20 protein-coding genes are annotated in these 19,749 nt (G+C 70.8%); 12 read left to right on the forward strand and 8 right to left on the reverse strand.

Features of this window, described 5'->3' with window-relative positions:
* The first annotated feature begins 5 nt into the window (after positions 1–5).
* Positions 6–839 (forward strand): ABC transporter ATP-binding protein, encoded by an 834-nt coding sequence (locus tag ACWPN7_RS29105; protein ID WP_456522909.1) that lies wholly within the window; start codon positions 6–8, stop codon positions 837–839.
* Positions 840–849: 10 nt separating this feature from the next.
* Positions 850–1,758 (forward strand): TauD/TfdA dioxygenase family protein, encoded by a 909-nt coding sequence (locus ACWPN7_RS29110; RefSeq protein WP_459197420.1) that lies wholly within the window; start codon positions 850–852, stop codon positions 1,756–1,758.
* 39 nt (positions 1,759–1,797) lie between these two features.
* Here the strand turns inward: ACWPN7_RS29110 and ACWPN7_RS29115 are convergent, their stop codons facing one another.
* The 8 genes from ACWPN7_RS29115 to ACWPN7_RS29150 are packed head-to-tail and all read right to left on the reverse strand — an operon-like array spanning position 1,798 to position 9,078.
* The gene (locus ACWPN7_RS29115; protein ID WP_014242385.1) at positions 1,798–3,300 is read right to left on the reverse strand and encodes a tripartite tricarboxylate transporter permease; all 1,503 of its coding nucleotides are present in this window, start codon (positions 3,298–3,300) and stop codon (positions 1,798–1,800) included.
* Between the two features lie 19 nt (positions 3,301–3,319).
* Positions 3,320–3,787: a tripartite tricarboxylate transporter TctB family protein gene (locus ACWPN7_RS29120; RefSeq protein ID WP_456529612.1), complete on the reverse strand. Its 468-nt coding sequence runs from the start codon at positions 3,785–3,787 to the stop codon at positions 3,320–3,322.
* Positions 3,762–4,736, reverse strand: a complete 975-nt coding sequence (locus ACWPN7_RS29125; RefSeq protein ID WP_492273545.1) for a DUF1932 domain-containing protein — start codon at positions 4,734–4,736, stop codon at positions 3,762–3,764. The genes ACWPN7_RS29120 and ACWPN7_RS29125 overlap by 26 nt, the downstream gene beginning before the upstream one ends.
* Before the next feature lie 5 nt (positions 4,737–4,741).
* The gene (locus tag ACWPN7_RS29130) at positions 4,742–5,524 is read right to left on the reverse strand and encodes an RraA family protein (protein ID WP_149650700.1); all 783 of its coding nucleotides are present in this window, start codon (positions 5,522–5,524) and stop codon (positions 4,742–4,744) included.
* Between the two features lie 8 nt (positions 5,525–5,532).
* The gene (locus tag ACWPN7_RS29135) at positions 5,533–6,549 is read right to left on the reverse strand and encodes a Bug family tripartite tricarboxylate transporter substrate binding protein (protein WP_459197418.1); all 1,017 of its coding nucleotides are present in this window, start codon (positions 6,547–6,549) and stop codon (positions 5,533–5,535) included.
* A 19-nt stretch (positions 6,550–6,568) separates the two neighbouring features.
* Positions 6,569–7,168, reverse strand: a complete 600-nt coding sequence (locus ACWPN7_RS29140) for a peroxidase-related enzyme (protein WP_459197417.1) — start codon at positions 7,166–7,168, stop codon at positions 6,569–6,571.
* Positions 7,169–7,185: 17 nt separating this feature from the next.
* Entirely contained in the window at positions 7,186–7,860 is a 675-nt protein-coding gene (locus ACWPN7_RS29145; protein ID WP_114859218.1) for a 4-carboxy-4-hydroxy-2-oxoadipate aldolase/oxaloacetate decarboxylase, read from the reverse strand.
* Positions 7,861–7,884: 24 nt separating this feature from the next.
* Positions 7,885–9,078: a mandelate racemase/muconate lactonizing enzyme family protein gene (locus ACWPN7_RS29150; protein ID WP_014242392.1), complete on the reverse strand. Its 1,194-nt coding sequence runs from the start codon at positions 9,076–9,078 to the stop codon at positions 7,885–7,887.
* Positions 9,079–9,351: 273 nt separating this feature from the next.
* On the opposite strand from ACWPN7_RS29150, the gene ACWPN7_RS29155 reads away from it, so the two are divergent.
* The 10 genes from ACWPN7_RS29155 (at position 9,352) to ACWPN7_RS29200 (ending at position 19,743) form a co-directional block, all read left to right on the forward strand.
* Positions 9,352–10,329: an ABC transporter permease gene (locus ACWPN7_RS29155; RefSeq protein ID WP_459197416.1), complete on the forward strand. Its 978-nt coding sequence runs from the start codon at positions 9,352–9,354 to the stop codon at positions 10,327–10,329.
* Positions 10,326–11,156 (forward strand): ABC transporter permease, encoded by an 831-nt coding sequence (locus ACWPN7_RS29160; protein ID WP_459197415.1) that lies wholly within the window; start codon positions 10,326–10,328, stop codon positions 11,154–11,156. Before ACWPN7_RS29155 ends, ACWPN7_RS29160 begins: the two co-directional genes overlap by 4 nt.
* Entirely contained in the window at positions 11,153–12,028 is an 876-nt protein-coding gene (locus ACWPN7_RS29165) for an ABC transporter ATP-binding protein (protein WP_459197414.1), read from the forward strand. Before ACWPN7_RS29160 ends, ACWPN7_RS29165 begins: the two co-directional genes overlap by 4 nt.
* Positions 12,022–13,023, forward strand: coding sequence for an ABC transporter ATP-binding protein (locus ACWPN7_RS29170; RefSeq protein WP_459197413.1), 1,002 nt, complete (start codon positions 12,022–12,024; stop codon positions 13,021–13,023). Before ACWPN7_RS29165 ends, ACWPN7_RS29170 begins: the two co-directional genes overlap by 7 nt.
* A complete protein-coding gene (locus tag ACWPN7_RS29175) occupies positions 13,020–14,624 on the forward strand; it encodes an ABC transporter substrate-binding protein (RefSeq protein WP_407824595.1) in 1,605 nt (534 codons plus the stop codon). The genes ACWPN7_RS29170 and ACWPN7_RS29175 overlap by 4 nt, the downstream gene beginning before the upstream one ends.
* On the forward strand, positions 14,621–15,718 hold the full coding sequence (locus ACWPN7_RS29180) for a ketopantoate reductase family protein (protein ID WP_459197412.1): 1,098 nt from the start codon (positions 14,621–14,623) through the stop codon (positions 15,716–15,718). The genes ACWPN7_RS29175 and ACWPN7_RS29180 overlap by 4 nt, the downstream gene beginning before the upstream one ends.
* A gap of 16 nt (positions 15,719–15,734) precedes the next feature.
* Entirely contained in the window at positions 15,735–16,226 is a 492-nt protein-coding gene (locus tag ACWPN7_RS29185) for an RraA family protein (protein WP_492273546.1), read from the forward strand.
* 20 nt (positions 16,227–16,246) lie between these two features.
* Positions 16,247–16,444 carry a hypothetical protein gene (locus ACWPN7_RS29190; RefSeq protein ID WP_492273547.1) on the forward strand — a complete coding sequence of 66 codons (198 nt, stop codon included), beginning with the start codon at positions 16,247–16,249 and terminating at the stop codon, positions 16,442–16,444.
* Positions 16,445–16,693: 249 nt separating this feature from the next.
* Entirely contained in the window at positions 16,694–18,301 is a 1,608-nt protein-coding gene (locus ACWPN7_RS29195; RefSeq protein WP_349620177.1) for an ABC transporter substrate-binding protein, read from the forward strand.
* 11 nt (positions 18,302–18,312) lie between these two features.
* Positions 18,313–19,743, forward strand: a complete 1,431-nt coding sequence (locus ACWPN7_RS29200) for an amidase (protein WP_459197411.1) — start codon at positions 18,313–18,315, stop codon at positions 19,741–19,743.
* Positions 19,744–19,749: the final 6 nt, after the last annotated feature.

A 19,749-nucleotide genomic window follows, 5' to 3' on the forward strand; every position in this document is an offset into this window, starting at 1 on the left:
CCGCCATGGTTGCCACCGCTGCCCGCAAGGCGGGCGCCGATCGGGCCGCCGACCGGGCCGCCAGCCTGCGCATCGGCCCGCTGTCCAAGACCTTCACGCTGAAGACCGGCCCGCTCAGGACCGAAACGGTCCAGGCGCTCAGCGACATCCGGCTCGACGTTCCGGGCGGGAGCTTCGTCAGCATCGTCGGCAGTTCCGGCTGCGGCAAGAGCACGCTTCTGCGCATCATCGCCGGTCTGGAGACCAGCTATGACGGGTCCGTCACGCTCGACGGACGGCCCATCGGCGGTCCCGGCCTCGACCGCGGGGTGATCTTCCAGGAGCACCGCCTGCTGCCCTGGCTGACGGTCGAGCAGAACATCGCCTTCGGGCTGAAGAACCTGCCCAGGGCGGAGGTCGCCCGGCGGGTGCGGGAGCATCTGGAGCTGGTCGGGCTGGAGGGCTTCGCCAAGGCCCACCCGCACCAGCTCTCGGGCGGCATGGCCCAGCGCGTCGCCATCGCCCGCGCGCTCGTCAACCAGCCGCGGGTGCTGCTGCTGGACGAACCGTTCGGCGCGCTGGACGCCCTGACCCGGATCCAGATGCAGCAGGAGATCCTGCGCATCTGGGAGGCGCAGCGCACGACCATGATCCTGGTCACCCACGACATCGACGAGGCCGTCTTCCTGGGCGACGAGGTGGTGGTCATGTCGTCGCGTCCCGGCACCATCCGCAAGAGGCTGCCGGTCCGACTGCCGCGCCCGCGCGACCGGTCGAGCCCCGACTTCATCGCTCTGCGCAAGGAAATCCACCGCGAGTTCTTCACCGCGGCGGAGCTTCCGTTCGCCTATGAAATCTGAGAGGAGAATCATGAGCTTCTATCGCGACTTCCACGATAAGACCGCCATCGCCGACTGGAACCGCCGCGAACGGCCGAGCTACGACAGCATCGCGGTGCGCCCGCTGTCGCCCATCCTGGGCGCCGAGGTCGAGGGCGTGGACCTGTCCAAACCGCTGAGCGACGCGCAGTTGGCCGACATCCGCAAGGCCATCGCCGACCATCTGGTGCTGGTGTTCCGCGACCAGGAGATCACCGCGGAGGACCACAAGCGCTTCGCCCGCCACTTTGGCACGCTGCACCGCCATGTGCTGGGGGGCGCCCGGCAACTGTCGTCGAACGACCACGATCCGGAGATCCTGGCCTGGCGCACCGGCCCCGAAGCCCGCTACACCGCCGGCGACGCGTGGCATGCCGACGTGACCTGCGATCCCGAACCCATCTGGGGCTCCTTCCTGCGGGTCACCCGGCAGCCGGAGATCGGCGGCGACACCGCCTTCGCCAACATGTATCTCGCCTACGACTCGCTGTCGGAGAAGGTCAAGGCGCTGCTCGACGGCCTGACCGCCGTCCATGACGGCGGCAAGGCCTGGACGGCGGGCTATGGCGCCACGCCGCAGCCGGGCCAGACCTTTCCGTCCACCGAGCACCCGGTGGTGGCGCGCCATCATCTGACCGGGCGCAAGTACCTGTTCGTCAACGAGGCCTTCACCAGCCACATCGTCCAGCTGACGCGCACCGAGAGCGACGCCGTCCTGGGCCTGCTGTTCCGCCACATCGAAAAGAACCTGGCCTTCCAGACGCGCATCCACTGGCGCCCCAATTCCCTGGTCTTCTGGGACAACTGGGCCACCCAGCACCATGCCGTCTGGGACTACTACCCGCATGAGCGGTGGGGCGAGCGCGCCTCGGCCTTCATCGGCTCGGCACCGCAGCCCTGACTTCCCTGACTCCAGGGGCGCGCCCGTACCACCCGCCGGTCATTCCGCGAACACGCGCTCGCGGCTCCGGCGGACGGTGGGGAGGATGATGGCGGCCAGCAGCACGCCGGTGAGAACCAGCAGCGCGAGGCTGATCGGCTCGCGCAGGAAGACGGTCGGATCGCCGCGCGACAGGATCATGGCGCGCCGCAGATTCTCCTCCATCATCGGCCCCAGCACGAATCCCAGGAGCAGCGGCGCCGGCTCGAAGCGCAGGGCCTGCAGGACCCAGCCGAGAAGCCCGAAGACGGCCGTCGTCACGAGGTCGAAGGCGCTGTTCGACACGCCATAGACGCCGACGCAGCTGACCAGCACGATGGTCGGGTAGAGGAAGCGGTAGGGCACGCGCAGCAGCCGCACCCACAGCCCGACCAGCGGCAGGTTCAGCACGATCAGCATGGCGTTGCCGATCCACATGCTGGCGACCACGCCCCAGAACAGGTCCGGCTCGGCCTGCATGATGCGGGGGCCGGGGGTGATGCCGTGCAGCATCAGTGCGCCGATCATCAGCGCCATGACCGCGTTGGACGGCAGCCCGAGGGTGAGCAGCGGAATGAAGGAGGTCTGCGCCGCCGCGTTGTTGGCCGATTCCGGCCCCGCCACCCCCTCGATGGCGCCGCGCCCGAAGCGCGAGGGGTCGCGCGCCAGCTTCTTTTCCACGGTGTAGGAGGCGAAGGCGGCCAGCGCCGCGCCGCCGCCGGGCAGCAGCCCCAGCGCCGATCCGATCACCGATCCCCGCGCGATGGCGCCGGAGGAATCGCGCAGATCCTGCCGGCTCGGCATCAGCGAGCCGTGCGGGATGACCTGCCCGCCGTCGCGCTCCTGCCCGATCAGGATGCGGATGATCTCGCCGATGCCGAAGACGCCCAGCGCCACCGGGACGAAGCCGATGCCGTCGGCCAGGGCCTGGATGCCGAAGGTCAGGCGCTGCTCCCCGCTGTTGACGTCGGTTCCGACGAGGCCGAAGAGCAGCCCGAGGACGATCATCGCCAGCGCCTTGACGAAGGACCCCTGCGCCAGAACGATGGCCCCGACCAGCCCGAGGACCATCAGCGAGAAATAGTCGGCCGGACCGAAGCGGATGGCGACGCCGGCCAGGACCGGCGCGAAGAAGGCGACGATCCCGGTCGACAGCGTGCCCGCGATGAAGGAGCCGATGGCGGCGACCGCCAGGGCCGGACCGCCGCGCCCCTGGCGCGCCATGGCATGCCCGTCGATGCAGGTCACCACCGACGAGGTCTCTCCCGGCATGTTGAGCAGGATCGACGTGGTCGACCCGCCATACTGGGCGCCGTAATAGATGCCGGCCAGCATGATCAGCGCGCCGGTCGGCTCCAGCGAGAAGGTGAAGGGCAGCAGGAGCGCGATGGTCAGCAGCGGCCCCACCCCGGGCAGGACGCCCACGAAGGTGCCGAGCAGCGCCCCGGCGAAGCAATACAGCAGGTTGGCGGGAGAGGCCGCGATCGACAGCCCGTGCGCGATCCCCCCGAGCGAATCCATCATGACGCCGGTCGATCCTCTCTCATTGCAGCGTCGGCCAGATCTTCAGCGGCATGCCGAGAATCCCGACGAACAGGGCCGGCACCGCGACGGCGAGAACCGCCGCCAGCGCAGCGATCTCCCGCTTGCGCGTCCGTCGGCTGGCCAGCGCCGAGCCGACCACCGCGATGGCGCTGGCCGGCACGACGCCCAGCCAATCCACCAGCCCGCCGAACAGCAGGATGGCCCCCAGGATCAGCCCGGCGGGCCGCAGCGCGGCGCGCGGGTCGATCCCCCCGTCCTGGCCCTGTTCCCACAGGCCCCGGATGGCGATGACGCCGCCCAGCAGGACGAGGATCAGCGCCACCAGGGCGGGCATCGCCCCCGGCCCGAGCTGGCGCGCCGTGCCCAGAGGGTAGCTGGCGACGATGAAGGCGCCGGCCGCCGCGCCCAAGGCGGCCAGCGCGAGGCCGGACGCCAGTTCCTCAATTCTGCGGATGTTCGATGCCATGCGGCCGCTCCGTGAAAGGCCGGCGCCCGAGCGCCTCGTCGAAAAGCGTCACCGCGTCGGACAGGGATGCGGGCGGCACCCCGCCCAGGCGTTCCTTGAGACCGAGGCCGGCGAGCTGCGACAGGCGGGCCGCCACCGCGCGACTCATCGCCGGCTCCAGCCCGACCGCGGCGACGGTGTCCGCCGACTGCGCGGCCTCCAGCGCGCGGCGCCCGGAATGGACCGTGTCGGAGCGCACCAGGAATTCGACGAAGTCGAGCGCGGGGCACCGCTCGAACAACTCCAGGAAGCCGCCCAGAACCTCCGCTTCCACATCGTGGCGCCGCGCGGCGGTCAGCGCCTCGACCAGCAGGGTTTCCAGCCCTTTGGTGAGGATGCTGCGCAGGATCTTCACCGCCGCCGCCCGGCCCGGCTCCGGCCCGACGACGCGGATTGCGGTCCCGAAGGGGGCCAGCCTCGCGGCCAGTTCCTCCGCCCTCCCGCCTGCCGCCAGAAGCGGCACGCGGTGCAGGTCGGACGCCGGCGCGCCCATGATCGCCACGTCCACGAAGCGCCCTGGGGCGAAGCGTCCGGGAACGGCGTCCAGCCGCCTGCCGACCGCGGCCTTCACCTCCGGCGACAGTGAATTCACGTCGGCGTAGATCGCGTCCGCCGCGACGTGCGGAGCCACCGTGGAGGCGGCGTTGTCCGCCGCGTCCTGCGTCACGCTGGAGATGAGGATGTCCCGGTCGGCGAGCGCCGCCGGATCGAAGGCGAGGGCGAGTTCCAATTCGTCCGCCCGGCGCAGGGCGAGGCGGCGCTCGGTCGGGCCGGGCGGCGCGTCGTAGGCGACGATGTCGCCCGCCCCGGCGGCGATCAGGCCCCGCGCGAAGCTCGACCCCACCTCGCCGAAGCCGATGATCCCGATGCGGGGGATGCCGGTGTGGGAGATGGGAGTGGGATTGACCATGCCGCTCACCATTTGCTGGGGTGCAGGATCGCCGCGGCCTCGCGCGCCGATCCGCCGGAGGAGAGGGCGCCGAGAAGCGCGCTTTCCTGGCTGGCCGCCGCCTCCGCCCGTTCGATGACCTCCAGGATCAGCGCGGCGGGCACGAAGAGCAGCCCGTCGTCGTCGCCCAGCACCAGATCGCCGGGATGAACCTGGACGCCGGCGATGGTGACCGGCCCGTTGAACTCCGCCAGCTCCAGCCGGTGCTTGCCGGTGCGCGGCGTGACGCCCGCCGACCAGACGGCGAGGCCGCCCGCCTTGATGCTGGCGCTGTCGCGCACCGCGCCGTCGACGACGATGCCGGCCAGACCTGCGGCGATCGACGCCGTGGCCAGGATGCCGCCGAAGCTCGACGCCTCGGCCACCCCGCCGGCGTCGATGACGAAGACGTCGCCGCGCCGGGTCAGGGTGATCTGGTCGATGCCGCCGCCCTTCGGCCGGTGGCCGGAGGCGATGGAGAATCCTGGCGCGCGCGCCGCCGGAATCTGCCGCGCCGTGACGGCGGGACCCGCCACGCGCCGTCCCCCCTCCAGCGGCGGCAGGCGCCGCCGGGGAACCGCGCTGTCGTAGCCCAGCCCGTCGAGGATGTCGGCGACCTGGGAGGTCAGGTCGGGCAAGGCGAGATAGCGCTCGATGACCGCGGCGTCGGGCCGGTCGATGGCGACGCGGCGGACGATGGCGGGGTCGAGCAGGCCGAGCAGCCGGTCGGAATAGGCGGCCAGCTCCTCGGCGATTTTCGGATCGGTCATCGCTCCCCTCAACTCGGCTTGATGCCGGCGGTCTGGATCACCTGCTTCCACTGCGCGTAGCCGGCGGCGATCTCCGCGTCGAAGGCCGCGGGGCCTTCGTTGACCAGGGCCATCCCCGCCTTTTCGGTGATGGCGACATAGTCCTTGTCCTTGGAGAAGCCCACGATGTCGGCGTGCAGCCGGTCCACGACCGCCGTCGGCGTCGCCGCCGGTGCCAGCAGGCCGAGCCAGGAGCGGGCGGCGAAGTCCTTCAGCCCGGCTTCGCCGAAGGTCGGGATCTCCGGCGCGAAGGGGCTGCGCTCCGGCAGCGCCACGGCCAGGGGCCGGATCTGGCCAGAACGGAAGTAGGGCAGGGCGGTGGACAGCACCAGGAATCCGGCCTGGATGCGCTTGCCCAGCAGTTCCGAGATGATTTCCCCCTGGCCCTTCAGCGGCACATGGACGATGTCGATTCCGGTGAGCTGCTGGAGGAAGGCGGTGCTGAGATGCTGGCCCGACCCGATGCCCGCCGTGCCGTAATTGTATTTGCCGGGGTTGGCCTTGATGTGGGCGAGGACTTCGGCGGTGTCCTTGCCGGGCAGCTCCGGATCGACGGCGAGCACGCTGGCCTGATCGGCGACCAGCACCACCGATTTGAAGTCCTTGAAGATGTCGTAGCGCACCGCCGTGGACAGAGCCGGCACCGTCACATGGTTCGACGAGGCGAACAGGAAGGTGTGGCCGTCGGTGGACTTGGCGACGTAGTCGGTGCCGACCGCCGCCCCGGCGCCGGGCCGGTTCTCGACCACGAAGGGCTGCGGATAAAGCTTCGACAGCCGGTCGGCCAGCGCGCGGGCCAGCAGATCGGTGCCACCGCCGGGCGGGAAGGGAACGACCAGCCGCACCGGCTGCGTCGGCCAGGACGTGGGTGCCGCGGCCCGGGCCGCCGGGGCGGCGACCCCGGCCAGGGTGGTCGCGGCGGCGCCGGCCAGGGCAGCGGTCAGGAAGGAGCGCCGGTCAAGCGCGGGAAACCGATCTCGGGACATGGCCGTCCTTCGTCTTTCGTCAGCGGTTGGCGTCGAACGGTTCGGGATTGGGATGGACGCCCAGCGCGCTGTTCACCCGGTTGGAGAAGTTGAAGTAGGCGGCGATGGCCGCGGCCTCCAAAATCTCCCGCTCCGACAGGCCCGCCGCGCGCAGCCCGTCGAGGTCCGCCGGTTCGATGGTCCAGGGACGCTCGGTGATCAGCACCGCGTAGTCGACGATGGCCCGCTCGCGCGGCGTCAGGTCGGCGCGGCGGTAGTTCACCTCGACCAGCCCGACGAAGCGGGGATCGCCGGTGATCTCGCGCAGCTTGCCGGCGTGCCCCCAGACGCAAGGCTCGCAATGGTTCTGCACGCTGACGGCGAGCGCGATCAGCTCGCGCTCGCGGCCCGTCAGCCCGTCGGTGAAATCGACGGTCACCGACCGGCTGAGCGCTTCTTGCGCCAGGACCAGCGCCGGGATGTGCGCCAGCACCGACTGGGTGTTGCGGATGTAGCCGCGGACGGACACCGAGTGTTCGAACAGGGCGTCGGTGCGGTCGTCCTGGGGCGGCGCGGGCAGGCGCAGCCAGGACACGCTCTCGGCGGCGGGGGCGGCAGCCGTCGTCTTCTTCACAGGCATCGTTCTGCTCCTCCCGTTCAGGCTTGCAGGCTCTGGCCGGTCTGGGCCAGGAGCGCGTCATAATTGCCGATGTCCCAGGTGGTCTTGCCGGACTGGAGGTCGGCGCGCAGCCGCTCCTCCTTCTCCAGCCGGGCTCGGGACGCGGCCAGGACGGCCTCGACCTCGTCCAGCGGAACGACGACGAGGCCGTCGTCGTCGCCGACGATCAGGTCGCCCGGATGGACCGTGACGCCGCCCACGACGATGGGCTGGGCGATCGGCCCCAGCGTCGCCTTCACCGTGCCCTTGATGGAGATGGCGCGGGAGAAGATCGGGAAGCCGATGTCGCGGATCGCCGCGGCGTCGCGGACGCCGCCGTTGGTCACCAGACCGGCGAGGCCCAGCGACTGGGCGGAGGTCGCCATCACGTCGCCGAACGAGCCCTGCTCAGGGTAGTCGCCGGCGTCCACCACGAGGACGTCGCCCGGACGGGCCAGCTTCATCGCGGCGTGGAGGGTCAGGTTGTCCCCCGGCTGGGTCTTCAGCGGAAAGGCGGCCCCGACGATGCGCAGGCCCGGCCAGATCGGCTTGATCGCCGAATCGACGGCGCCGCGGCGGCCCAGCGCCTCATGGACGGTGGCGGCGCCGATCGTCGCGAAGGCCGCGACCTGTTCGGGGGTGGGGCGGGGGAAATCGGTGCGGATGCTGGTCATGTCGGAATGGCTCCCAAGCCCGCGTCACGCGGTCGCGGCGATTTTGAAGGTGGAGGGGGGACCGCGGCGGGGGAACTCGTCGCGGTGGTCGCGCAGCCCTTTGCCCGACAGCGGTTGATAGGGGTGCCGGCGCAGCACCTCGACGTCGAGATCGACGCCCAGGCCCGGCGTGTCGGGGATGTCGACGTAGCCGTCGGCGATGGTCAGCCCCTGAAGGGCCAGCTCCCGCGTCGGCTCGACGAGGTTCACGAACAGCTCGGCGATGGTGAAGTTGGTGACCAGCGCCGACAGGTGGACCGTCGCGGCCAGACCGACGATGGGGCTGTTGAAGTTGTGCGGGCTGACCGCGATGGAATGCGGCTGCGCCAATGCTGCGATGTCGAGCATGGCGAGGATGCCGCCGACGGCGCTGATGTCCGGGTTGATGATGTCGGCGGCGCGCTTCTCGAACAGCGGCAGATATTGCTCCTTGGTGTAGAGCGCTTCGCCCGACACGATGGGGACGTTGGTCGTGCGCCGCACCTCCGCCGTCAGGTCGAGGTTTTCCGGCGGGCAGGGCTCCTCGTACCAGGCGATGCCGAATTCGCGCAGGCGCTCGATCAGGCGGATCGCGTGGTTCGGCGACAGGCGGCGGTGGCCGTCGATGAGCAGTTCCACGTTCGGGCCGACCGCCTCGCGCACCGCGCGGACGTTCTCCACGGCGTGGTCGAGGTCCTTCGGATCGACGTAGTTGCGCCACGGGCCGGGGATCGGGTCCCATTTCAGCGCGTCGTAGCCCTGCGCCACCACCGCGGCGGCGCGGTTCGCGGTGTCGTCGATGGAGGACGCGCCGAACCACCAGCCGTTGGCGTAGACCCGGATCTTCTCGCGGACGGCGCCGCCCAGCAGCTTGTGCACCGGCAGGCCGGCGCGCTTGCCGACGATGTCCCAGGACGCGATCTCGACCGCGCTCAGCGCGCACAGGAAGTCGACGGAGGTCCGGCGGATCGAGAAATCGTCGAGCAGTGTCTGGGCGAGCTGGCGGATGTTCCAGATCTCGCGCCCGATCAGAAGCGGTGCGATAGCGTCCACATAGGCGGCGACGACTTTTTCCTTGCCCGCGGTGACGTAGCCCTCGCCCCAGCCGTAAATCCCGCTCTCCGTTTCGATGCGAACGAAAAGAAGATTCTTGGCGCGGCCAGGATTAAAGAAAAAGCTCTCAACCCTCGCGATCTTCATGAGAACTCCCAGGGTATAAAGCGCCGCCGTCGAAGTAACGGCCACGCGCAGTCAATGAGGTGACTTCGACCGCCAGCGGGCGCTGTCGGACTTTTTCTGAAAAGGCGGTGGGTTTTCTCTGGACGAGGAAACAACAAGCTCGCCCTGTACCGCGAACAGACTATTGCCTATAGACAGAGTAGGAATCAAGAGGTAAATTACAAATCAAGCGATGATCGCTTCGTCCGATTTTCCAATCGTTGAAATGTGCAAAAGCACCCCAGAGCTGCAACCATGACGTTATTCGCTTTCACAGCGCGGCGGACGCTCGCGGCCGCGCCGATGGTCGTCGTCATGATCGTCGTGAACTTCCTGCTGCTGAAGGCGGTCCCCGGCGATCTGGTCGATGTGATGGCCGGTGAAAGCGGGATCGCCACGGCGGAGCAGATGGCCGACCTGCGCGCGCGGTTCGGGCTCGACCGCTCGGCGCTCGACCAGTTCCAGGCCTATCTGTCCCAGCTCCTGCGGTTCGATCTGGGCTTCTCCTTCCGCTACAACCGGCCCATCGCCGACCTTGTGCTGGAGCGGTTGCCGGCGACGGCGCTGCTCGTCACCGTGGCGGTTCTGGCGGCGGTGGCCGTCGGCGTGGCGGCGGGGGTCCTGGCCGGGCGCCGTCAGGGGGGCCGCTTCGACCGGGCGGTGTCCGTCCTGTCCGCCCTGATCTTCGCCGTGCCGTCCTTCTGGATCGGGCTTGTCGGGATCGTGCTGTTCGCCGTCCAGCTGCGCTGGCTCCCCATTGGTGGCTACGCCACGGTGGGCGCGCCGGGCGCCGGCTGGCCGCACGCGGTGGACGTCGCCGCCCATCTCGTGCTTCCCGCCGCCACGCTGGGGCTGGGCTACGCCGCCCTCTACGCGCGGGTCACGCGGGCCGCGGTGATCGAGACGAGCCGGCTGGACTTCGTGCGCACCGCGCGGGCCAAGGGCATTTCCGAAACGCGGGTGACCCTGCGGCACATCCTGCGCAACGCGCTGCTTCCCGTGGTGACTCTGAGCGGCCTGAAGCTCGGCTCGATGCTGGGCGGGGCGGTGGTGGTGGAGACGGTGTTCTCCTGGCCCGGCCTGGGCCGCCTTGCCTTCGAGGCGGTGGCCGACCGCGACGTGAACCTGCTGCTCAGCCTCTTCCTCTGCAATTCGCTTCTGGTGATCGTCATGGGCATCCTCGTCGACGTCTCCTACGCCGCGCTCGACCCACGGATCGAGGTGACGGCGTGAGCGCACGGTTCTCCTTTTCCACGCCTCCCACGCTGCGGCTGGGGGTGCTCTGCGTGGGGTCGCTCGCCCTGCTGGCGGTTGCGGCCGGCCTGCTGCGGCCGGGCGATCCCATGGCGATGGTCGGGCCGCGCGGCCTGTGGCCGCTGACCGACGCCGCCTTCCCGCTCGGCACCGACCAGCTCGGGCGGGACGTGGCGGCGCAGCTCCTGTTCGGGGCGCGGGTGTCGCTGGCGGTCGGCGTCGGGGCCGCCGCGGTGGCGACGCTGATCGGCGTCGGGCTGGGCGCCGTGGCGGGCTATTTCGGCGGGCTGGCGGACCATTTGCTGTCGCGGCTGTGCGACTATGTCCAGACGCTGCCGTCCTTCCTGCTGTCAATGGTGCTGGTCGCCGTGCTGGCGCCGTCCATCGGCAGCGTGATGCTCGCCATCGGCCTGACCTCCTGGCCGGAGATCGCCCGGCTGACGCGGGCGGAGGTGCTGCGGATACGGAACGCCGACTGGGTGCTGGCGGCGCGGACGATGGGGCTGGGACACGGCCACATCCTGCTGAAACATGTGCTGCCCAACGGCATCGCCCCCGTGGTGGCGATGATCGCCGCGGTGGTCGCCCACGCCGTGCTGGTCGAGGCGGCGCTGGCCTTCCTCGGCCTCGGCGACCCGAACCTCGTGTCCTGGGGGGCGATGATCGGCAACGCGCGGCCTCTGCTGCGCACGCTGTGGTACCTGATGGCGCTGCCCGGCCTCGCCATCTTCGCCACGGTGATGGCCTTCACCCTGCTGGGCAACGGCCTGTCGGAGCGGCTCGACCCGCGGGAGGCCGCGCGATGACGGTTATCGAGCCGTTGGCGGCCGAACCGCTGATCGCGGTGCGCGACCTGTCGATCGCCTTTGCGGGCACCAGGGCGGTGGACGGCCTCTCCTTCACCGTGAAGGCGGGCGAGGTGACGGCGCTGGTTGGTGAAAGCGGCAGCGGCAAGACGGTCACCGGCCTGTCCATCGCCGGGCTGGCCCCGCCGGAGGCGCGGATCACCGGCCGCGTGACCCTGGCCGGCGCGGACATCCTCGGCCGGACGCCCCGTGAGAGGCGCCTGGCCGGGCATCCCGCGGTGTCGATGGTCTTCCAGGACCCGCAGGCGGCGCTCAACCCCGTCCTGACCATCGGCGACCAGATCGTCGAGGCCGTGCGCGCCGACGGGCGGACCGGCGCCCGCGCCGCCGCCGCCCGTGCGCTGGAGCTGCTCGATCTGGTGCGCATCCCCGAACCGGGGCGCCGCTTCTCCGAGTATCCGCACCGCCTGTCGGGCGGGATGCGCCAGCGGGTGGTGATCGCCCTGGCGCTCGCCGCGTCGCCGGTCGCGCTGGTCGCCGACGAGCCGACGACGGCGCTCGACGTCACCATCCAGGCGCAGATCCTCCAGCTTCTCATCCGCCTGAAGGACGAGCTTGGCATGGCGCTTCTGCTCATCACCCACGACCTGGGCGTGGTGGCCGAGGCGGCGGACCGCGTCCTGCTGATGCGCGACGGACGCCTGCTGGAAGACCGCGGCGTCCGCGATTTCTTCGACGGTCCCCGCCACCCCTATGGCCGTGCCCTGCTGGCCGCGCGGCCGGGACGCCGGACGCGCGGGGGACCCCGGCCGCGCCTCGCCGACACCTCGGTGCCTTTTGTGATTTCCGGGGAAGGGGGCGGCGCGTGCTGACCATCGAAAAGCTCCGCGTCACCCACCGGACGCGGAACGGCACCGTCCACGCGGTGGACGGGGTGGACCTCACCCTGCGGCGCGGCGAGACGCTGGGGCTGGTCGGGGAGTCCGGCTGCGGGAAATCCACGCTGGCGCGGGCGGTGATGCGCCTGACCGCCCCGGCGTCGGGCCGCATCCTCCTCGACGGGACCGACGTGACGCGGCTGACGGGGAGGGCGGCGGCGCCCTTCACCGCCAGGGTCCAGATGGTCTTCCAGGACCCCGCCGCCTCGCTCGATCCGCGCTACACGGTGGCGCGGGCCATCGCCGAACCGCTGCTGCCCACCGTCCGCGACGCGGCGGAGCGGGCGCGGCGGGTGGTGGCGCTGATGGACGACGTGGGGTTGGCCCGCGCGCTGGCCGACCGCTTCCCGCACCAGCTCTCCGGTGGGCAGAGGCAACGCGTGGCCATCGCCCGCGCCATCGCGCCCCGGCCCGATTTCGTCGTCCTCGACGAGCCGGTCTCGGCGCTCGACGTGTCCTTGCAGGCCCAGGTGCTCAACCTGCTGGTCGATCTCCAGGAGCGGCACGGGCTGGCCTACCTGTTCATCGGCCACGACATCGGCGTCGTCCGCCACATGGCCGACCGGGTGGCCGTGATGTATCTCGGCCGGGTGGTGGAGATCGGCGACTGGTCCGACGTGGTGGACGGGCCCGCCCACCCCTACACCCGCGCGCTGATGGCCGCGGCTCCCGCCGCCCACCCGGACGCGGGCCGCGCCGCGACCAGGACCGTCCTGGCGGGTGAGCTGCCCAGCCCCTTCGCCCCGCCGCCGGGCTGCGCCTTCCACACCCGCTGCCCACTCGCCGTCGAGCGCTGCCGGCGCGAGGCGCCCGCCCTGCGCGACGCCGCCGACGGCCGCCGCGTTGCCTGCCATCTGGCCCCGGCGCAATCGGCCGAACCGAATCCGACCGAAGCCAACACCCTTCGTCCCCTGAGGAGACTTCCGTGATCCCCATCGAACGCCGTTCCTTCCTCGCCCTGACCCTTGGGGCCTCCGTCCTCGTCGCCGGGGTGGGGCGTGCCTTAGCCGCGGCTGGGCCGGTGAAGGGTGGGACGCTGATCGCGGTCATCAACCCGGAACCCCCGATCCTCACCAACACCGTCAACAACCACTTCAGCGTCAACGTGGTGTCGCCCAATATCTACGACGGGCTGCTGAGCTACGATTCGCAGATGAACCCGATCCCCGCGCTGGCGGAGCGGTTCGAGGTGTCGTCCGACAAGCTCTCGATCACCTTCCACCTGCGCAAGGGTGTCACTTGGCACGACGGCACGCCCTTCACCTCCCGGGACGTGGCCTACAGCGTGCTGGAGCTGTGGAAGAAGCACCACCCGCGCGGCCGCACCACCTTCGGCGACGTGACGGCGGTGGAGACGCCGGACGCTTCGACGGCGGTCCTGCGCCTGTCCCGCCCCTCGGCGATCATCCTGAACGCGCTGTCCGCCGCGGAATCGCAGGTGCTTCCCGCCCACCTCTACGAGAACACCGACGCCCGGACCAACCCGCGCAACATCAACCCGGTCGGCACCGGCCCCTTCCGCTTCGTGGAGTGGAAGCGCGGCGAATACATCGCCTTCGAGCGCAATCCCACCTACTGGGACGTCGGCAAGCCTTATGTGGACCGTCTGATCTTCCGCATCATCCCCGACGCCGCGTCGCGCGCCGCCGCCTTCGAGACCGGGGAGGTGGTCTACGGTCCCTTCGACCCGATCCCGCTGGCCGACGCGGCCCGCCTGCGCGCCAACCCCGAGCTGGCGCTGACCACCGCCGGCTACCAGTGGCTGTCGCCCTTCTTCACCTTCGAATTCAACGTCAAATCCAAGATCACCGGCGATGTGCGGGTCCGCCGGGCCATCGCCCACGCCATCGACCGCAAGGGGCTGATCGAGGCCGCGTGGTACGGTTTCGGCACCCCGGCGACCGGCCCGATCCCGCATTACCAGAAAGCTTACACCAAGGATGTGGCCGGCTATCCCTTCGACCCCGCGGCGGCGGAACGGCTGCTCGACGAGGCGGGATACAGGCGCGGCGCCGACGGCGTCCGCTTCGCGCTGTGGCACGACTATTCCAACGACACCGAATCCCAGCAGAACACCGCGGAGTTCCTGCGCCAGAACCTGAAGGCGGTGGGCATCGACCTGAAGCTGCGCGCCGCCGACCTGCCGACCTATTACAAGCGGGTCTACACCAACTACGACTACGACACCCGCTCCGGCCAGTTCTCGGCGATGATCGACCCGTCGCTGGGGCTGTACCGGCTCTACGCCACCAGCTCCATCGCGCCGGGCGTGCCGAACACCAACGGCGCCCAGTATTCCAATCCCGAACTGGACGCGGTGATCGAGACGGCGCTGCGCGAATCCGATCCGGCCAAGCGGACGGAGGCGTTCCACGCCTGGCAGCGCATCGCCATGACCGACCTGCCGAACATCCCGCTGTTCGAGCTGGAGCGCGTCACGCTGCACAGCCGCCGGGTCAAGGGTCTGGAGGACCGGCCCGACGCCGCCTTCTCCTCGCTGAAGAACCTGTGGCTGGAGGGCGGGGCGTGACGGCGACCGTCCCGCCACGTCCCCGCATCGCCGTGCTGGGAGCCGGCGCGGTCGGCGGCTACATCGGCGCCCGCCTGTTCGCCGAGGGCGAGGACGCGACGCTGGTCGATGGCTGGGCGGAGCATGTCGCGGCGGTCGCCCGCTCCGGCCTCGCCATCACCGGCGCGCGGCCGGAGGAGGACGAGACCGTGCGCGTCCCGATCCTGTCGGAGGGTCGGCTGACCGACCTCGGCCCCATCGACGTCGCCGTCGTCGCCGTCAAGTCCTGGGACACCCGGCGGGTGGCGGAGCTGCTCCGCCCCCGGCTGGCCCCCGGCGGCTTCGTCGTCTCGGCCCAGAACGGCCTGAACGAGCCGGTGATCGCGGAGGCCGTCGGCGGGGACCGCGTCGTCGGGCTGATCGCCGCGCGCATCGGGGTCGAACTCGACGGCGCCGGGCGCATCCTGCGGCGGGTGTCCCGCGGCAGTCCGGGCATTCCGGTCTTCCGGATCGGCGAGCCCGACGGGCGGACGACGCCGCGCATCGAAGCGCTGCGCGCTCTCGTCGCCAAGGTGGATTCCGTGACGGTGACCGGCAACCTGACCGGCGAGCGCTGGTCGAAGCTGGCGGCCAACGCCATGCGCAACGGCCTGTCCGCGGCAACCGGCCTGTCGATCGACGCGATGGACCGCGACCCGCTGCTGCGCCGCTTCGGCATCCGGCTGGCCGGGGAGGCTATCCTGATCGGCGAGCGTCTCGGCCTGCGGCTGGAAGGGATCGGCGGCACGCCCGCCGCCCTGTTCGCCCGTGCGGCGGAAGGCGATCGCGCGGCGCTGGCCGAGGTGGAGAGCGCGCTGACGGCCTCCGCCGTCTCCGGCAAGGCCGCCGGGCAGCGCCCCTCCATGGGTCAGGACATCCTCAAGGGGCGGCGGACCGAGGTCGAGGAGATTTACGGACCGGTCCTAGCCCGCGCTGAGGACACCGGCGTCGACGCCTGGGCGAACCGGCGGGTGCGCGACGCCGTGCGCCGCATCGAGAGCGGGGCGGCGCGTCCGGACCCCGCCTTTTTCCAACTGGACCCCTTCGGCGCCACCACGACCGAAGGCGATGATTGAGAGGGACCGACAGAGCATGACCAGCCGACCCGACTTCGACTTTCCCCGCCCCACCCCGGTCCAGATCGCCGCCTTCCAAGGGGTGACCGCCGCCACCGCGCACGAGGCGCAAGGCCGGCGCGGCGCTCTCGATTCCGTCATCAAGCCGCTGCGGCCCGGCTTCCGCATCCTGGGGCCGGCCTTCCCCGCGCAGGGGCAGCCGGGCGACAACCTGACCGCCCATGCGGCCATCTCCTTTGCCCGCCCCGGCGACGTGATCGTCTATTCCGCGGGCGGCTTCGTCGACGGCGCCTCCTTCGGCGACACCATGGCCACGGCGGCGCTCGCCCGCGGCCTGGGCGGCGTGGTGATCGACGGTGCCGTCCGCGACGCCGCGGAGCTGCGCAAGCTGGACCTTCCGGTCTTCGCGCGCGGAGTCAGCCTGCGGTCGCGCGGCGACAAGGCGCGGCTCGGCCCGCTCGCCCAGGCGGTCGAGGTGGGGGAATCCGGGTCGAACCCGGTGACCTGATCATCGGCGACGACGACGGCGTGGTGGTGATCCCGCTGGCCGATCTCGACGAGGTCGCCCGCGTCTCGCGCGAAAAGGAGGCGAAGGAGGAGGAGTTCCGCAGCCGGTTCCGTGCCGGGGGCGCCACGACCTGGGACCTGTTCGGCGCCGGTATTCTGGCGAAGAGCGGCTACCGGCTGGCCTTCACAGAAAGCGGGGCCGACATCGTTCCGGTGTGAGGACGGGCAGGGAGCGAGATGGCGAAAGGACGTTGCGCGTCGGAACGGGGCCTGCCCGCCCTGTCCGGCGCGCCGCGATTCCTGCCCCCGACGCCTGCATGCGCATGTTCATCGGAGCACAAACGCTGTTCAATTTTGGACGATTGCGTGAACTCAACAAGCAAATAGGATGAATAAAAATGATTTAGCGAAATAATCTGGTGATTGGGCGCCACCGGTGGTCCCGTCACCCCTGCCGTGGAGAGACTCATGGATCGCCGTACCTTCCTGGGTGCGATGGCCGGGCTGGTGCCCGCCGCCGCCTTCACCCGCACCGCCGCCTTCGCCCAGAGCAACCCCGCGGCCTCCTCCGGCTCCCGCCCGCTCTCCATCGGGGCGATCTCGGCCCCGAACTCGCTGGACCCCCATTTCTACCAGTCGCCGACCAACAACCAGACGCTGCGGCAGATCTTCGACCCGCTGGTGACGGAGGACGCGACGGGAACGCTGCGCCCCCTTCTGGCCGAATCCTGGCGGGCGCTGGACGAGACCACCTGGGAATTCAAACTGCGCCCGGGAATCCGCTTCCACGACGGCACGCCGCTGACGCCGGACGACATCGCCTACACCATCGAGCGGGTGCCCAACGTCCCGAACAGCCCGGGCTCCTTCGTGCCCTACGTGCGCAACGTCGCGGCGGTGGAGGTGATCGACGACCGCAGCTTCCGCATCCGCAGCAAGACGCCGAACCCCTTCCTCGACCGCGACTTCACGAACCTCTACATCCTGTCGCGCAAGATCCACGCGGGCGCCGAGACGGCAGACTTCACGTCGGGCAAGCGGGCCGTCGGCACCGGGGCCTTCCGCTACGCCGGCTTCACCGTCGGCCAGCAGATCGAGCTGGAGCCCAACCCCGCCTATTGGGGCCGGACGCCGGGCTGGAGCCGCATCCGCACCCGCTTCATCCCCGACGCCGGAGCGCGCGTCGCCGGGCTGCTGTCGGGCGACCTCGACCTGATCGACGGCGTGCCGGTGCAGGACGTGGCTCACCTGACCGCCGACAAAAAGGTGGAGATCTTCAGCGTCGCCAGCGCCACCAGCGCCTATCTGTTCCCCGACGCCAGCCGCGACCAGGCGCCTTTCGTCACCGACCGCGCCGGCCGGCCGCTGGACCGCAACCCGCTGAAGGACGTGCGGGTGCGTCAGGCGCTGTCGCTGGCCATCGACCGCAAGGGCATCGTGGAACGGTTGCTGCTCGGCCAGGGCACGCCCGCCGACCAGTTCGCCCCGCCGCCCGCCCCGGACCGGCTGCCCAACCGCGCACCCATCGCCGTGGACGTCGCCCGCGCCAAACGGCTGCTGACGGAGGCCGGCTACCCCGAGGGCTTCGGGCTGACCATCCACGGGCCGAGCGGTTTCTTCACCGGCGACGTCGCGGTGCTCCAGGCCATCGCCCAGGGCTTCTCGCGCATCGGTGTGGAGACCAAGGTGGAGACGCTGCCCATCGCCACCTTCTTCTCCCGCGCCACCAACCGGGAATTCGCCCTGTTCCTGACCACCTACGCCACCACCAACAGCGCGGAGCTGCTGCGGCAGGTGGTGCTGACCAAGGACCAGGAGACCGGGGCCGGTCCCTTCAACCGCCAGCGCTATTCGAACCCCAAGCTGGACGCGCCGCTGCTGGCCGCGTTGGGCGACTTCGACGCCGACCGGCGGGTCGCCCGCATCCGCGACGCGCTGGCCGCGCTGGAGGAGGACGTGGGGGTCATCCCGGTCTTCTACCCGCGCTTCAACTGGGCGGGGCGCAAGGGCTACGTGCGCTTCGTTCCCGGCAACGCCTTCGGCCACACCAACGCCGTCTTCGCCGAGCCGGTCTGAGGAATCCCGCCATGTCCCTGTTTTCCGATTATCAGGCCCACGACGCGGTGGGCCTCGCCGCTCTCGTCCGGCGCCGCGAAGTGTCCCCCGTCGAGTTGCTGGAGTCCGCCCTGGCCCGGCTGGAGGCGGTCAACCCGCTGATCAACGCCGTCGTCGACCAGTTTGCCGAGGAAGCCTTCGCCCAGGCCCGGAGCCTCACGGGGGAGGAGCCGCTGGCCGGCGTGCCCTTCCTGCTGAAGGATCTGAACATCCAGGTGCTCGGGCAGCGCACCAGCAACGGCAGCCGCCTGTGGCGCGACCACCGGGCGGTCAAGGATTCCACCGTCACGGCGCGCTACCGCGCCGCCGGTCTGCTGCTGTTCGGCTTCACCAACACGGCGGAACTCGGGCTGGCCTGCGAGACGGCGCCGGCCCTGTTCGGCCCCACCCGCAACCCGTGGAATGTGGAGCGCAGCGTCGGCGGCTCCTCCGGCGGCGCGGCGGCGGCGGTGGCGGCGGGCATCGTTCCGGCGGCCCACGCCACCGATGGCGGCGGCTCCATCCGCATTCCGTCCTCCAACACCGGCACCTTCGGGCTGAAGCCGACGCGCGGGCGCAACCCCTTCGGCCCCGACCTGGGGGAGGGTTGGAACGGCCTGTCGGTGCACCACGCGATCACCCGGTCGGTGCGCGACAGCGCCGCCCTGCTCGACGCCACCCACGGGCCGGAGCCGGGCGACCCCTACGCCGCGCCGCGCTTCGACGGGCGCTACCTCGACCTCGTGGAGCGCGATCCCGCGCCGCTGCGCATCGCCTTCCAGACCGTGGACCATGAGGGGCGCGCCGTCGATCCCGCCGCCGCCAAGGCGGTCACCGACGCGGCGGCGCTCCTGGAATCGCTCGGCCACCGGGTGGAGGAGGCCAGCCCCGGCGTGGACGGCGCCGCGCTGAAGCGGGCGACGCGCATCATCGTCGCCTCCAACATCGCCAACGTTCTGCGCGCCCGCGAAGAGGCGCTGGGGCGGCCCATCGAGCCGGACGAGCTGGAGCCGATCACCCGCCTGTGGGCCGGGGAGTCCACCCGCTACAGCGGCGCCGACCTCGCCCGCTCCATCTGGACGATCCACGGCCTGTCGCGCCTGTTCGGGCGCTTCTTCCAGCGTTACGACGCGCTGCTGACCCCGACCTTCGCCGCCCCGCCGCTGCCCATCGGCACGGTGGACATGCAGAGCACGGATCTCGACGGCTATTACGAGACGCTGCGCCGCTACAGCGCCTTCACCTCCGTCTACAACAGCGCCGGCATCCCGGCGGCCAGCGTGCCCTTCGCGCTCGCGGACGGGCTTCCGGTCGGCGTGCAGATCGCCGCCCCGCTGGGCGAGGACGGGCGGGTGCTCCAGCTCGCCGCGCAGATCGAGCGCGCCCGGCCTTGGGCCGGCCTGTACCCGCCGCTTCCGGCGTAGGCGCCC

The sequence above is a fragment of the Azospirillum sp. UENF 312511 genome, assembly GCF_058780635.1.

Excerpts from the sequence above, each read along its gene's own strand:
- ACWPN7_RS29105 (WP_456522909.1), top strand. The coding sequence starts at position 6 with ATGGTTGCCACCGCTGCCCGCAAGGCGGGCGCCGATCGGGCCGCCGAC.
- ACWPN7_RS29110 (WP_459197420.1), top strand. The coding sequence starts at position 850 with ATGAGCTTCTATCGCGACTTCCACGATAAGACCGCCATCGCCGACTGG.
- ACWPN7_RS29115 (WP_014242385.1), bottom strand. The coding sequence starts at position 3,300 with ATGATGGATTCGCTCGGGGGGATCGCGCACGGGCTGTCGATCGCGGCC.
- ACWPN7_RS29120 (WP_456529612.1), bottom strand. The coding sequence starts at position 3,787 with ATGGCATCGAACATCCGCAGAATTGAGGAACTGGCGTCCGGCCTCGCG.
- ACWPN7_RS29125 (WP_492273545.1), bottom strand. The coding sequence starts at position 4,736 with ATGGTCAATCCCACTCCCATCTCCCACACCGGCATCCCCCGCATCGGG.
- ACWPN7_RS29130 (WP_149650700.1), bottom strand. The coding sequence starts at position 5,524 with ATGACCGATCCGAAAATCGCCGAGGAGCTGGCCGCCTATTCCGACCGG.
- ACWPN7_RS29135 (WP_459197418.1), bottom strand. The coding sequence starts at position 6,549 with ATGTCCCGAGATCGGTTTCCCGCGCTTGACCGGCGCTCCTTCCTGACC.
- ACWPN7_RS29140 (WP_459197417.1), bottom strand. The coding sequence starts at position 7,168 with ATGCCTGTGAAGAAGACGACGGCTGCCGCCCCCGCCGCCGAGAGCGTG.
- ACWPN7_RS29145 (WP_114859218.1), bottom strand. The coding sequence starts at position 7,860 with ATGACCAGCATCCGCACCGATTTCCCCCGCCCCACCCCCGAACAGGTC.
- ACWPN7_RS29150 (WP_014242392.1), bottom strand. The coding sequence starts at position 9,078 with ATGAAGATCGCGAGGGTTGAGAGCTTTTTCTTTAATCCTGGCCGCGCC.
- ACWPN7_RS29155 (WP_459197416.1), top strand. The coding sequence starts at position 9,352 with ATGACGTTATTCGCTTTCACAGCGCGGCGGACGCTCGCGGCCGCGCCG.
- ACWPN7_RS29165 (WP_459197414.1), top strand. The coding sequence starts at position 11,153 with ATGACGGTTATCGAGCCGTTGGCGGCCGAACCGCTGATCGCGGTGCGC.
- ACWPN7_RS29185 (WP_492273546.1), top strand. The coding sequence starts at position 15,735 with ATGACCAGCCGACCCGACTTCGACTTTCCCCGCCCCACCCCGGTCCAG.
- ACWPN7_RS29195 (WP_349620177.1), top strand. The coding sequence starts at position 16,694 with ATGGATCGCCGTACCTTCCTGGGTGCGATGGCCGGGCTGGTGCCCGCC.
- ACWPN7_RS29200 (WP_459197411.1), top strand. The coding sequence starts at position 18,313 with ATGTCCCTGTTTTCCGATTATCAGGCCCACGACGCGGTGGGCCTCGCC.